This is a genomic window from Bacillus sp. AFS077874 (assembly GCF_002566505.1).
Lineage (GTDB): Bacteria > Bacillota > Bacilli > Bacillales > Bacillaceae_G > Gottfriedia.
The window spans coordinates 628,987-642,360 of sequence record NZ_NUYF01000005.1; the positions used below are offsets into that span (position 1 = coordinate 628,987).

The window sequence follows — 13,374 nt, forward strand, 5'->3', positions numbered from 1 at the left end:
TTACTTACTCATAGAAGGCTCATGAGTTAGTTAATTAGCAATTTGATGTAAATTACTTACTCATAAATGGCCAAACAGTTCAGTTTCCCTTTTTACTATTTGAAAAATAAACCTCATATCCTCTGCCAACATCTTTTATACTATGGGAATCTGAACCATACATTAACTCTATATTTAATGAATTCGCAATTTCAACGACATGGTTTGGTGGATATGTTTCACCACAATACTCTTTAAATAATCCTGCAGTATTATAGTCTAAAATATAATTTTTTTCTTTTACTAACTTTAATAGTTCAACTTGTTTATTTAGGATCTTTTCTGTATCATCACATTTCAAAAATTGTTTAAATTTATTGCATAATGTCATATGGCCGATTCTTTTTGGTTTAAATGGACCTAAATCATCAATGATTGACTGTTTTACTAGATCGTAATAAGCAAGTTGAAATGCTTCTGCACTGCCATAGTAATTTACTAAACCAGAAAGAGTATCTTCAGCTTTATAATCTATACAATGCCATCCATTTTTTCCTTCCAGGTAATGAACTGACAAAAGTCCTGTGTCACAATATTTACCGTATTCTTTTAAAAAATCTTTAAACCATACTGATTCACTCGGTAAATAATCGTATTCAAATCCAATTTTTATATTAATTCGATCCTTATACTTGTCTCTTACTTTATACATTTCATTAATATATTCGTCTACTTCATTTTCAGACATCGCAAGCGAAGCAACTGCTTCATCTGGCTTTAAGCAGTTTTGAAATGTTGATGGTACTGGTGTATGTTCAGTGATATGGTATTCATCGAAACCAAGTTCAATCGCTTTTTCAATCATTAATTGTACGTCATCACCACTTCCGTGCGGACAATATTGTGTATGTGTGTGCCCATCAATTTTCAAGATTTTACTTTCTCCTTCCTATTTATTAAGCAATTATTTATCTCTTCAAGCTTTATTCCTTTTTCAACCATTAAAACAATTGTGTGATAAACTAGATCACTAATCTCATATATTAATTCTTCTGTTCCTTCATTTTTAGCTCCAATAATTACTTCACTTGTCTCTTCACCTACTTTTTTCAAGATCTTATCAATACCTTGATTAAATAAATAAGTAGTATAAGATCCTTCAATCGGGTTCTCTTTTCGATCTCGTATCGTTTCATAGAGATTTGGCAGAAAACTTATTGATTCATTTTGAACAATATTTTTTTCTTGTATTAAAGTTAATTTTTCGGAAAAACAACTGTAGCTTCCTGTGTGGCATGCTACTCCTACTTGTTCAACCTGTAGTAATATTGAATCTTGATCACAATCATAAGAGATCGATTTGACAGATTGAAGATTCCCCGATGTTTCTCCTTTTTTCCAAATTGATTGGCGACTTCTACTATAAAATGTAGCAAATCCAGTATCGATTGTGAGTTTAATTGATTCATTATTCATATATGCCAACATTAATACTTCTTTCGTATTACTATCTTGTACAATTGCTGGTACTAACCCTTGTTCATTAAAGCGAATTTTTTCGATATCAAAAAACATGTTTTCTCCTCCTATAGTCGAACTGGAATATTTTTTTCATTTAAATAGTCTTTTAATTCACTAATTTTGATTTCTCCAAAATGGAATACTGAAGCAGCTAAAACTCCATCGACATTTGCATATTCAATCGCATCATAAAAGTGTTCTACTTTTCCAGCACCACCAGATGCGATAACAGGAACATTAACTGCATTTGTAATTTTTTGCAGCAATCGGATATCAAAACCTCTTTTCATACCATCTTCATCAATACTATTTAAGACAATTTCACCCGCTCCAAGCTCCACACCTTTCTTTGCCCAATCAATCGCATTCCATTCAGTCTCTTTCCGGCCACCATTTATAAACACTTTATAATTGCCATCTTTATTTAACTTTGCATCAATTGAAAGCACAACACATTGCGATCCAAACCGTTCGGATGCTTCCTTAATTAAATTCGGATTTAAAATTGCGGCAGAATTGATTGATACTTTATCGGCTCCATTTCTTAATAGTTTCGTAAAATCATCAATCGAACGTACTCCCCCTCCAACACTGAATGGAATACGCAATTCCTTGGCTACTTCTGAAACAAATTTCAATGATATATCTCTTTCTTCATTTGAGGCTGTAATATCATAAAATACTAACTCGTCAGCACCATTATCACTATAATATTTTCCTAGTTTTGTAGGTGAGTCAACATCTTGAATACTTGAAAACTGTTTCCCTTTCACGACTCGTCCATTACGAACGTCTAAGCACGGTATAATTCTTCTTGCAAGCATTTAAGTGCCTCCTCAACTGTAAATTTTCCTTCATATAATGCTTTACCAGAAATCGCACCATAAATATTTAATCTGCGAAGTGACTTCAGATCATTGATTGAGCTCACTCCACCTGAAGCGATAATATTTAAATTTGTTTCTTTAGCTAATCTTTTATATGCTTCTAAATTAGGTCCACTTAACATGCCGTCCTTTGATATATCAGTGTAAACGACAGTTTTCACACCTATTAACTCTAGTTGTTTACAAAATTCAAAGCTATCTTGATTTGTCGACTCTTCCCATCCATTTATGGCTACAAAACTGTTTTTTGCATCTACTCCTACAATGATTCGATCACCGTATTTTAAAATTGCTTGTTCTAAAAGTTGTCTATTATTAATTGCAGCTGTACCTAAAATTACTTTTTCTACACCTAATTCTAACCAGAACGATATCGAATCAAGTGATCTTATTCCTCCACCTAACTGAATGTTTAGTTTTGTATTCTGAACAATCTCTTTAATAATCGAAGCATTTTTCCGTTCTCCAGTTCTTGCTCCGTCTAAATCAACAATATGCAAAACTTTTGCACCTGCTTTTTCAAAATCTAACGCAACTTCAAGTGGTGAATTCTTATAAATTACTTTCTTATTAAAATCTCCTTGCTCAAGGCGAACGCAATTACCGTCTTTTAAATCAATTGCTGGATATAGAATCATATAAACACATCTCCTTAAATGCTTTTAATAAATTCAGACCTGTTTCTGCACTTTTTTCAGGATGAAATTGCATTCCGTAAATATTATTGGATTTAATAATTGCTGGAATCTTTACCCCGTAATCGGAATATGCTAAAAGCTCCTCATTTGTTGAACTAATATAAAATGAGTGTACAAAATAGACATAATCGCCTTCATTTACATATTTTAATAATGATTCCTGTTTAGTAAAGTTTAACTTGTTCCAGCCCATATGTGGAACTTTTACAATGTCAGGTATACGTTTTACTTGACCTTTAATTAAGCCAAGCCCGCTTGCCCCAAAATTTTCTTCACTAAATTCATATAGTAATTGCATTCCTAGACAAATTCCTAAAATCGGAGTACCGTTTTTTGCCTTTGACTTTATACAATCTACTAAACCAAGTCGATTTAATTCGTTCATCGCTGCTTCATATGCCCCAACACCTGGTAGAATAATAGAAGAAGCTTGCTCAATCACTTCAATTTCATTCGTAATGACTACAGGAAAATCAATTTCTTCACATGCTCTTCTTAATGAATCTAAATTACCAACACCATAATCAATAATAATATTCACTTATAACATTCCTTTCGTGGAAGGTAATTTAGTCGAAGTTACTTCAACTGCTTGTTTAACCGCTCTGCCAAATGCTTTAAATAAAGCTTCAATTTTGTGATGATCATTTTCTCCATATAAAACTTCCATATGACAATTCATTCTGGCTTCTGAGCTTAATGATTTAAAAAATTCTTTAAAATTCTGTGTATCTATCATTCCTATTCGTTCTCTTACTGTTCGATCATTATAAACAAGATACGGTCTTCCACTAAAATCGACGACTACTCTTGCTAACGTTTCATCCATTGGAATGTAGCATGAACCGTAACGATTAATGCCAATTTTTTCTTCTAAGGCAATTAATAAGGCTTTACCTAATGCGATACCAACATCTTCTGTTGTGTGATGATCATCTACTTCAAGATCACCTTCACAAAATACTTCTAAGTCTATTCCGCTATGGAATGAAAATAACGTTAACATATGATCTAAAAAACCAATTCCAGTTTGAATGTTACTTTCTCCATCACCATCTAAATTTAATTTCAAACGTATATTTGTTTCATTTGTTTGTCTGGTAATCATTGCAGTTCTCACTTTGAATCCTCCTCAAATCGAATACTAATTGCTTTACCGTGACCAAATAGGCCTTCTTCCTCTGCGATTATTTCAATATGTTTTCTTGCTTCACTTAAGGCAGCCTTATTGTAATAAACAACGGATGTTTTCTTTTGAAAATCATTTACATTTAATGGCGAGGTAAATCTTGCAGTTCCGCTAGTCGGTAATGTATGATTTGTTCCCGCAAAGTAATCGCCAACAGGCTCTGGAGTATAGTCTCCTAAAAAAATAGCACCAGCATTTTTAATTTTATGAACGATCGACTCTGAATTTTCTATCATTAGTTCAAGATGTTCAGGCGCTAATTTATTAACAAGCTCAATACCTTCCTCGATTGTTTTAACGACGATAATGGCTCCATAATTTTCGAATGAGCTTTGAATAATTTCTCTTCTTGGTTGTTCTTCTAATAAGTTTGGTATTTCTTGCTGTATTTTTTGTGCAAACTCTTCTGAATTCGTAATCACAATACTAGATGCCATTTCATCATGCTCTGCCTGTGCCATTAAGTCAGCAGCAATAAATCTCGGATTGGCTTTTTCATCTGCTAATATGACAACCTCAGTTGGACCTGCAACCATATCAATTCCTACTATGCCTGAAACACTTTTCTTAGCGAGCGCCACATAAATATTACCAGGACCAACTATTTTATCTACTTTTTCAATTGTTTCAGTTCCATACGCCAGTGCCCCAATTGCTTGCGCTCCACCAATTTTCAACACTTTTGTAACACCAGCTAATTTCGCAGCTACTAAAATGGAAGGCTTAATTTTTCCTTCATTATTTGGTGGCGTTACAATGACAATTTCATTCACTCCTGCTATTTTTGCAGGAATCACATTCATTAAAACTGTTGATGGGTATGCCGCTTTTCCACCTGGGATATACACACCAACTCTTTCAATCGGATTAATTAATTGTTGAACATATGAATTTTTTTCATTTATTTTATAACCATCTTGCAGTTGTTTTTCATGATATGTCTCTATATTTTTCTTAGCTTCAATTAATGCATTTATTAAGTTTTCATCAGTTTGTTCTAGGGCTTCATTAAACTCATCTTCACTTACTTCAAAGTTTTTTAGTTTCACCTCATCATAAATTAAAGAATACTGACGTACAGCTTCATCACCATTTTCTTTCACATTTAATAAAATCTTTTCTACGCTTTTTGTGATCTCAACAGTAGGTAAATTCGTTCGGCTTATGATACTTTCAAGTTTTTCGCTTTTTTGATTAATCGATAAAATTTCCAGCATATATGTTCCTACCCTTCTTAATTTTTTCTATAAATTCAGTAATACGGAAATAGTTAAATCGATAACTTACACGATTTGAAATCACTCTAGCACTGATTGGAATCATTTCTTCTAAGATGACTAATCCATTTGCCTTTAAGGTACTTCCTGTTTCTACTAAATCAACAATAATATCTGACATGCCTACAATTGGTGCTAATTCAACAGAACCATTTAAATAAATAAGTTCAATATTTTGCCTAAACTGAAAATACTTTGAAGTAATATTTGGATATTTTGTTGCAACTCTTAACGTTTCATCACCCCGATCAATTAACGTTCCTGGAAACCCCGCTGCAGCAAAAATGCATTTTCCGAGTTCTAAATCCATCAACTCATATACATCTTTCTCTTGTTCTAGAAGAATGTCTTTTCCTACAAAACCAAGATCGCAAACTCCTCGTTCAACATATGTAGCGACATCCACAGGTTTCACTACTAAATATTTAATTTTATTTAATTCATCTTCAAAAATTAGTTTTCTAGTTTTAGAATCAATTACTTTTCGATAACCAGACTGACTTAATATTTTAATAACTTCATCTTCAAGTCTTCCTTTTGCAACTGCAACTGTTAGCCAATTCACTTTACATCCCTCATTTGACATGTTATCCAAGCATTTGTATCAATCGAAAATCCAATCGCATCAATACTGTTTTCCGAATCTTCAGACACCAAAAGATAGCGTCCTCCACTTAAAACCTCTTTATTTAACTGATCATAATACCCTTTAAAAACGATTCCGTCATAATAATCAAATTCATTTACGATTGATAAATCAAGAAGAATATTTGGACTAATTTCTTGAAATTTGATTACCTTTTCAACTGCATTTTCCATTTCATTATTTAAAACTAAACTTCTAAGTAATGCATGAAGCTTTTCTCCTTTACCTTGTAAACTAAATAACTGTTCAAAAACATTTCTAGCTTGAAACGGTAAATTAATTGACTGAATAAAACGTTCTAATTCATCTATGTTTTTTAAATAAATTAGCTTTTTCAATTTGTTTTTTTGCGACCCGGTTAAATTACATTCCTTAAATAATCCTTCAATAAATCCTGTATGCCCGATTTCTAAAATAAAAGGAACATTGCTTAATAAATCAATTGCCATAATAACTACTTCGATTTCAGATGCTTCAGAAATTCGACCTAAATTTTCAATACCAAATTGATTAATTTCCTCAAGCTCTACCCCATTATTTCGATAGATTGTTGATTGATAAAATACTTTACATTTCTCTTCCTTCAGCGCGATTGGATAAATTTCTTTCATCAATGCACTGGTTAAATCAGGTCTTAACAATAAAATTTGCTGTAAGCGTGTTAAAACAACAACTAAATCTTCTCTAGCTAATCTTGGATTTCGACTCGAAAATGAATCATACTCTTCAAACAACTGAGGATGAAAAGGAATATATCCTCGCTCTAGTGCATAATCTTCCATTTTTCTTTTATATCGATAATTGACTAATGACTGCTTTAATTTCCCATCCAATTGAACATTCCCCCTTCTAGAAAAAACAAAAAGGCCATACAGGTTAAATGCCTGTATGGCCTTCTGGCACGACACAAGCACCTTTTTCGTAACACGAAGAGGGCTTGCATCTACGGTCAATTTTTGTCCATAGATTCAAACCCTGGGTGGATGATGATGTTGTAGCCCATTATTCGTGCGTGCGAAAAACATGTTCATGTCTCCTTTTTCGTTTTATTTTTATTCATCTTAATGAATTTGATATAAGTTGTCAATGCCTTTTGAAAAATAAAAATTTTGAAAGGGTTTACATTAAGATTTTTTAATTTTTTCGAATCTATACAAACTATCAATCGACAATACGAGTTCAAGAGCATCCCGATGGTAATAAGTCAATTGTTGAGTGGTCTGGAAGTTTTACTCCTGTGGATGTAACAGATGAAGAAGTTATCAATCTTTTCAATGGGATTTATAAAGATGGATTGGAAGCATTAAGACATGCATTTCAAGTTTTAGCAGTGTAATAGTTAATAAAAAAATCAAGGGGAATACCTATTCCCTTTGATTTTTTTTTTAAGTTTTTAAAAATTAAGCATAGGAATACTTCTTAAAATTATTATATCTTAAGCTTATTGTTTTTTTCGTTGTTTTTCATTTCGTTCTACAAATAAGTAATATTTTTGAAATTCATCAAGTTGATCTAGTAGTCTTCCATTTCTTCTTATTACTTACTCTCCATAACTAGTGTCCAACTAAAGTAATCCATCGTTTTATTTGGCTCCCAGCCATAAAACAAAAGATGTACCGAATTTAATGAAAAAAATATAACTGATCAGGAGATAAGCTCTCCAAATCAGTTATATTTTTTATTAGATTACAACCCATCCTACCCCTGGAATAAATTGCCACCTTCTCCCATAGGGATTATAATAACCTCCATGTAAATAACCACTTTGGCCATATATTGGATATCCTTGAACATATCCACTGCTCTGCCATGTGCCTATACCTGACCCACCACATCCGCAGCTTGGACCTGGAGAACGATAAAAGTTATCGAATACACTCATCAAATTCACCACCTAAAGATTCGAAATCATAATACTTTATGGTGTTTTAGTGAAGCTTGAGCAGGTCCATTTTATATTATCCATTATTCTAGCTTAAAAATTACTATAAACAATCATATCTACTATAGAAGAATTATACTCCATTCACAGTGGTGAACATTTCGTTAAATCAATGATACTAACAATAAGTTCCACTATCTCTGACGAAATATTTACTAACTCCCCATAATTCAACTATTTGATGTACCGTCCGTGAATCATATCTTTTACCCATCAGATAATAAATAGCTGCAACTTCCATTATTGCATGAGGATTTGGGCTTCTTTAAGCCATACTGTACCCAAGGTTGAACCTGAGACAAAGTTTCTTTTTTGAGATTGTTTGGCTTACGATAATCAACATTACATCCCTTCAAAATATAGTTAAATGTCATAATTTCATTTTATCCTCGTTATCTCACTTTGTGTTAGGCTTATAACCCACTTTTATAATAACAACAATCATTCAACTCCATTTTTGTACAACTCACGCATGCATTAGTTGTACAAAAAGGAGTTGTAACGAGTTTCCATTTTTTACCGATAAGAATTTTTATTTAACTAGCTTTATACCCAAAAATTAAAAATAAAAAACTCTTCCCTATTTCGTGAAGGAAGAGCTCTGAAATATTTAATTGGTTGAAATTCCTCGAGCTGCCCAGATTGAATCAATTTTAGCTCCGTGCGACCCGCCGTAGAGCAGTACATCAGCTTGTTTAATAGCTCTAGCTCCATCTCTGAATGTTGCATTTGGAGTCAAAGAGAAGTGAGACTGCAAAATGATTTTGGTTGCAATATCCCGTCCAAACGCTTGCGCCATTTCATACTCCCCTTGAGACCAGATTTCACCATCCGCATGAACTTCCCCTGCCCAATCACGAGGATACACTTTATTATTGTCTAGTCGACGTAGGCAAGGAGGGTTGCTTGAAGAATAGGAAGTAGCATCCCATTCACCGATGCATCCTTTACCATATCCATTTTTTGACAGAGAATCTTCATAAGTAGCACCTAGAAAATCCCCGAAGCCCTCTCCCATTGCACCTGCCTCGGCAGAATTGCCAAAGCCAGGCACTTGGTTATCTTGGATCGAGTGTCCATATTCATGTGCTACAATTCCTGCATCCTCAGCATCATCCACTCCGCCAGATCCAAACGTCAACTCTTTCGTGGATGGAGAGTAGAAAGAGTTATCCTGAGTATAAGTATTTACATTGGCTTTAATCGAACGATTATTAATATTCTGAAAACCCATTGACTGGATATAACGTTGTAACGTATCAATATGATAATATGTATTCACATCCTCGAAGCTATCATTTGATCGGGTATAATTGAATGTATTCGATGATGAAAAGGTTTTTGCTTTCGAGTATATGTTTACATAGCTACCTTTTAAGTAGCCAGATCCATCAAGTCCTAATAGACTGACCGCTTTTAATTGATTGTTCAGAGCAGTGGAGTCTGCATCTCTTTTATCAGTGAGACCTGTAATAGAGCCTTGCGATGCCACTGGATTGGGCATGAATACTTGTCCTGTTCCAGTCGCACGCTGGTTTAGGTTTCTTTTCTTTAATAGTTTTCCATTTTCAGCATGAATGTACGTTTCCCAAGCACCAAATGGCTCGTCCGTATGTACAACAACGCGATAGATCGGAATAGCTACACCATCTTCAACTATAAAACCAAATTCTTTAGAGTTTTTTGCCCAATTTCCCTTGTCTTTTGCACCGATGTTTTTAAGCGCATTTGATTCTGCATCCTCTTTAGATATTTTATTTTTTATTTTTTCAACTGATTTGTACGGTGCATAATCGGAAACAACAAGCAGAATTTTTCCTGATTGATTCAAAGTAACTGTAAGTTGATTAGAAAATACTGGTGCTCCTTCTATTGTTTGCTGATAGCGGACATAAGAACCTTTTTCTGAATTAATTACGGTTACAACATTCAAATCGGAGAGGTCTTCTTTTAGGTTATACTTGTAACCGTGTTCCTTTAGATACTGATCCGCAACTGTTCTGGCATCGGACGTTTCGATTACTGCTGCTTGTGAGTGAGCGCCCCTTTCTGCCATGACGGTTGGAACCGTCATCGTTAATAAAATAGATGTGGCTAAGAAAATACTCCTGCGTTTCTTCATTGCTTTCCCTCCCATTATTCTAACAAAATTTTAATGTTCAGAATTATTTTACAATTCATCCCTCGAATTGACAATATTTACTTTTTATTAAATTACGTCAAGTTTCGCAGACTGAAATTGGCAAATTCACCGTGATATAACTTGGAAGTCTGCAATCTATTCCCGTAATCATGAGAGTTGAACGATAGCCAAAATGGGGTTGAAAAGAGGATTGGCCCCAACGAGCACGTATGGGTACCATACGTCAGCACACAGATATTTTCGCTCCTGAAGATGTTTAACATTTTTTTGAAACATCTTCCTATGAAGCTAGGTAAAAAGCAAAAAAAAAAGAATGGAAACAGAATAAATTCTTCTGTAATTTCCATCCTTTTTTGCACCACAAATATCTTCTTTTACTTAACAACAATTAATTTGTTGTTCAACTAACGCATCAGTTAGTTCAATAAGAAATCACCATTCCTCTTAAAATTCATCAGGTACCCAAGCTGCAATATCGTCTCCAGGAGTAGCAACTATCAGCCAATCTCCACCAGTATATTCGGCATCGTTACCTGCTTGCCAACATTCATACATGTTGTGATGTCCGTTTACAAACAAGGTTTTTCCTGATTGAAAAACGATAAAAAGGTGCGGAACATTTTCACCTAATTTAATGTCAACAACTTTTTCTCTCCGTAATTTAAAGACTAAATTGTATTCTTCCTCTTCAGTTAACTCACTCATTTCATCTTCCGAGTTAGGAAAATCATTATTTCCTGAAGTAAAAACATTCCACTTTGACTCAATATTTAACCATAAATCACGTGGTTGATCATTAGAATTATAATAATTTATAAATCGAATTAGAAATGCACCTGGTCCAACACCAAATTTCACTCCATCCAATTGACTTCCAATAAACATATGTTTAAGTGCCTTTTCGGAAAAGTTTTTTAATTCAATATCCAAAATTAATACTCCTTTCTAGAGCTGTTAGCAACTCGTGATGTTCAACTAAAGCATTAGTTAGTTGAACAACAACTTATCTTAAATATGCAAAAGCAATGTTCCATCTGATTTTACTGTAAATAAAGGATTTTCAAGAGAGTTTTCTTCAGTAAGAATAATTTCTTTTTCAAGCATATTTGATAGCTTAATCATAAATTCAAATACGTAACCAGCTTCAGTTAGACCTTTAATTTTATTAGGATTTATATCAAATTCTATTTCATCTTCTACAAAGAAATGGCAATTTATCAAAACACTTTTAATATTAATAGCCATTAAAACACTTTTTTTCTTTTTTTCCTCAAATATTTTGGATACATTTGTTATTTTATTCGTGTTTTTTTGTCCATCTATATAAAACTCAATAACCCAATCAGATAAACGTAACCAATCTATTAATTTTTGCCAATCTTCCAAAGTGACATCTAAAACATAAATATCCCTTAAACTTCCATCAACGAAAAATACTTTATCCAAAACTTCATTAGTTAGGTGTTTTTCCATATAATAGATTCCCCAATGCACAATTATTTATATTTATTGTACCATTGCTTATTGAACTATACTGCCATTTACTTCAATAAAAAATGAGCCACTCAGTGACTCATTTTGTTCAACTAAGGCACTGCGTTAGTTGAATAAGATATTCTTCCACTATCTTTTTAATTTTTCGAACCTCAATTGAATTTTGTTAAATATTTTAATTCCAATGTAACCGTCCAATAATGCAATTAGTAAAGCAATGATTATCATACTTATTCCAGTATTATCAGCCGTAACAATCGGTTTGAGTAATCCAAAAACAAGAGATAAAAGGATAGGTAGAGTTATACCTAGCCAAACAGCAGGGAAAATAATAGCCATATTTATCCACCTTTTTTAAAGTATCTTATTCTAGCTTAACACTATTTCTTATTGAACTAAACTGCCATTTTGTTGAATAAAAAAACGAGCTGCTAGCAACTCGTGAACTTCAACTAAAGCATGCGTTAGTTGTACAACGATAAATTATAAAGCATGTAAATCTAAGATTGAAAACGATAAAATATTATCTGATTGGTCGATTATTGCTTCACAAGACAATGTTAAGTCACTTTCTTGATTATTTATCCAAAGTTCAAATTCCAATGCATATCCTGACCCATCATTATACTCATAATAACTAATATTCTCATACGCTACATCAGGTGGAATTGTTAATGAGCCCCAGTGATTTAGTTCTCTTTTGATGTCCTCAATTGTAATGTCTACTGATAGTTTGGACTTAATTTTAATAGTTTCTTTTTTTACTAAATCACAAACAGTTTCTTTAAGTAATATCATTAATTTTTCTTTTATATCCATAATTTCCACCACCTCTTATGAATTTAATAATACAGTATCTTATTGAACTAATCTGCCATTTAGCTGCATAAGAAAAACGATCCTTCGTTATTGAAGAATCGCATGCGTTAGTTGTATAAGGTTTTCATTAATCTTTAATTGCATAATTCCACTCTTCAAAACTTAAATAACATTTGTTAGGTACTTTCTTGGCGACTTCCATGAACCTTTCAGAACATAGGGTTATCCATGTATGATTTACTAGAATTAAATCCGAAGAAAATGAACTTTTTAAAATGTTGATACCTTCATTTTCATTCCACATTCTTCTGCCACATTTATCGCAATCAACAACTGGACCAGGACCTTTTTCTGTGTCTAATTCAATTTTTTCAGTGGGTTTTATCCAAAAATACTGCTCATTTTCACTTTCTCTTTCACCAAATGTAACAAGAGCCTCTTCAATAGTAAAGCCATTCAAATCGTTGTCTCTTAAATAATGAGTTGCTTCCTTTGAAGCGATAATGCCACCAAGAGGATTTATTAAACCAAAGGTATGTTTAAAAGTTGGCAGATATGCTCCTAGTCTTTCAATAGTAGTTTCCGAACTGTCACATTCAGAACACACAGCTGAGCGTCCATAAATTGTGTTTTTATCGTAAATAGATGGTATATTTCTAGAATTAATTCGAAATAATCTCTGCATTCAAAATCCCTCGCAATTTTATGATTTCAATTTAATTATATACCTCATTTCAACAGAAGTCTTATGCAACTAAACTGCCATTTAGTTGCATTAG

The 13,374-nt window shown here is 33.1% G+C and carries 16 protein-coding genes and 1 pseudogene; 1 reads left to right on the forward strand and 16 read right to left on the reverse strand.

Annotated elements, in window-relative coordinates; translation table 11 throughout:
• Positions 1–79: 79 nt before the first annotated feature.
• The 9 genes from hisJ to COJ46_RS04870 are packed head-to-tail and all read right to left on the reverse strand — an operon-like array spanning position 80 to position 7,030.
• On the reverse strand, positions 80–910 hold the full coding sequence (hisJ, locus tag COJ46_RS04830; RefSeq protein WP_097978655.1) for a histidinol-phosphatase HisJ: 831 nt from the start codon (positions 908–910) through the stop codon (positions 80–82).
• Positions 907–1,554, reverse strand: coding sequence for a bifunctional phosphoribosyl-AMP cyclohydrolase/phosphoribosyl-ATP diphosphatase HisIE (gene hisIE / locus COJ46_RS04835; protein WP_097978654.1), 648 nt, complete (start codon positions 1,552–1,554; stop codon positions 907–909). The genes hisJ and hisIE overlap by 4 nt, the downstream gene beginning before the upstream one ends.
• 11 nt (positions 1,555–1,565) lie before the next feature.
• Positions 1,566–2,324, reverse strand: a complete 759-nt coding sequence (gene hisF, locus COJ46_RS04840) for an imidazole glycerol phosphate synthase subunit HisF (protein WP_097978653.1) — start codon at positions 2,322–2,324, stop codon at positions 1,566–1,568.
• Entirely contained in the window at positions 2,294–3,025 is a 732-nt protein-coding gene (gene hisA / locus COJ46_RS04845; protein WP_097978652.1) for a 1-(5-phosphoribosyl)-5-[(5-phosphoribosylamino)methylideneamino]imidazole-4-carboxamide isomerase, read from the reverse strand. Before hisA ends, hisF begins: the two co-directional genes overlap by 31 nt.
• Complete coding sequence (gene hisH, locus COJ46_RS04850; protein ID WP_097978651.1) at positions 3,003–3,626, reverse strand: imidazole glycerol phosphate synthase subunit HisH; 624 nt, start codon at positions 3,624–3,626, stop codon at positions 3,003–3,005. The genes hisA and hisH overlap by 23 nt, the downstream gene beginning before the upstream one ends.
• On the reverse strand, positions 3,627–4,205 hold the full coding sequence (gene hisB / locus COJ46_RS04855; protein WP_286133649.1) for an imidazoleglycerol-phosphate dehydratase HisB: 579 nt from the start codon (positions 4,203–4,205) through the stop codon (positions 3,627–3,629).
• Positions 4,202–5,488, reverse strand: coding sequence for a histidinol dehydrogenase (gene hisD, locus COJ46_RS04860; RefSeq protein ID WP_420488117.1), 1,287 nt, complete (start codon positions 5,486–5,488; stop codon positions 4,202–4,204). The genes hisB and hisD overlap by 4 nt, the downstream gene beginning before the upstream one ends.
• A complete protein-coding gene (gene hisG, locus COJ46_RS04865; protein WP_097978649.1) occupies positions 5,469–6,116 on the reverse strand; it encodes an ATP phosphoribosyltransferase in 648 nt (215 codons plus the stop codon). The genes hisD and hisG overlap by 20 nt, the downstream gene beginning before the upstream one ends.
• A complete protein-coding gene (locus COJ46_RS04870) occupies positions 6,113–7,030 on the reverse strand; it encodes an ATP phosphoribosyltransferase regulatory subunit (RefSeq protein WP_097978648.1) in 918 nt (305 codons plus the stop codon). Before COJ46_RS04870 ends, hisG begins: the two co-directional genes overlap by 4 nt.
• 320 nt (positions 7,031–7,350) lie before the next feature.
• On the opposite strand from COJ46_RS04870, the pseudogene COJ46_RS04875 reads away from it, so the two are divergent.
• A pseudogene (locus COJ46_RS04875) lies at positions 7,351–7,533 on the forward strand (SRPBCC family protein); the annotation flags it as partial.
• A 345-nt stretch (positions 7,534–7,878) separates the two neighbouring features.
• On the opposite strand, the gene COJ46_RS04880 reads toward COJ46_RS04875, so the two are convergent.
• From COJ46_RS04880 to COJ46_RS04915, 7 genes are all read right to left on the reverse strand, one after another.
• Positions 7,879–8,079, reverse strand: coding sequence for a hypothetical protein (locus COJ46_RS04880; RefSeq protein WP_097978647.1), 201 nt, complete (start codon positions 8,077–8,079; stop codon positions 7,879–7,881).
• Positions 8,080–8,749: 670 nt separating this feature from the next.
• Positions 8,750–10,261, reverse strand: a complete 1,512-nt coding sequence (locus COJ46_RS04890) for a M36 family metallopeptidase (RefSeq protein ID WP_097978646.1) — start codon at positions 10,259–10,261, stop codon at positions 8,750–8,752.
• A 465-nt stretch (positions 10,262–10,726) separates the two neighbouring features.
• Positions 10,727–11,212: a hypothetical protein gene (locus COJ46_RS04895; RefSeq protein ID WP_097979008.1), complete on the reverse strand. Its 486-nt coding sequence runs from the start codon at positions 11,210–11,212 to the stop codon at positions 10,727–10,729.
• A gap of 78 nt (positions 11,213–11,290) precedes the next feature.
• Positions 11,291–11,755, reverse strand: coding sequence for a hypothetical protein (locus COJ46_RS04900; RefSeq protein WP_097975368.1), 465 nt, complete (start codon positions 11,753–11,755; stop codon positions 11,291–11,293).
• 150 nt (positions 11,756–11,905) lie between these two features.
• Positions 11,906–12,115: a hypothetical protein gene (locus tag COJ46_RS04905; RefSeq protein ID WP_097975370.1), complete on the reverse strand. Its 210-nt coding sequence runs from the start codon at positions 12,113–12,115 to the stop codon at positions 11,906–11,908.
• A 144-nt stretch (positions 12,116–12,259) separates the two neighbouring features.
• Positions 12,260–12,595, reverse strand: a complete 336-nt coding sequence (locus tag COJ46_RS04910; protein ID WP_097975371.1) for a DUF7668 domain-containing protein — start codon at positions 12,593–12,595, stop codon at positions 12,260–12,262.
• Positions 12,596–12,722: 127 nt separating this feature from the next.
• Positions 12,723–13,280 carry a hypothetical protein gene (locus tag COJ46_RS04915; protein ID WP_097975373.1) on the reverse strand — a complete coding sequence of 186 codons (558 nt, stop codon included), beginning with the start codon at positions 13,278–13,280 and terminating at the stop codon, positions 12,723–12,725.
• Positions 13,281–13,374 lie beyond the last annotated feature (94 nt).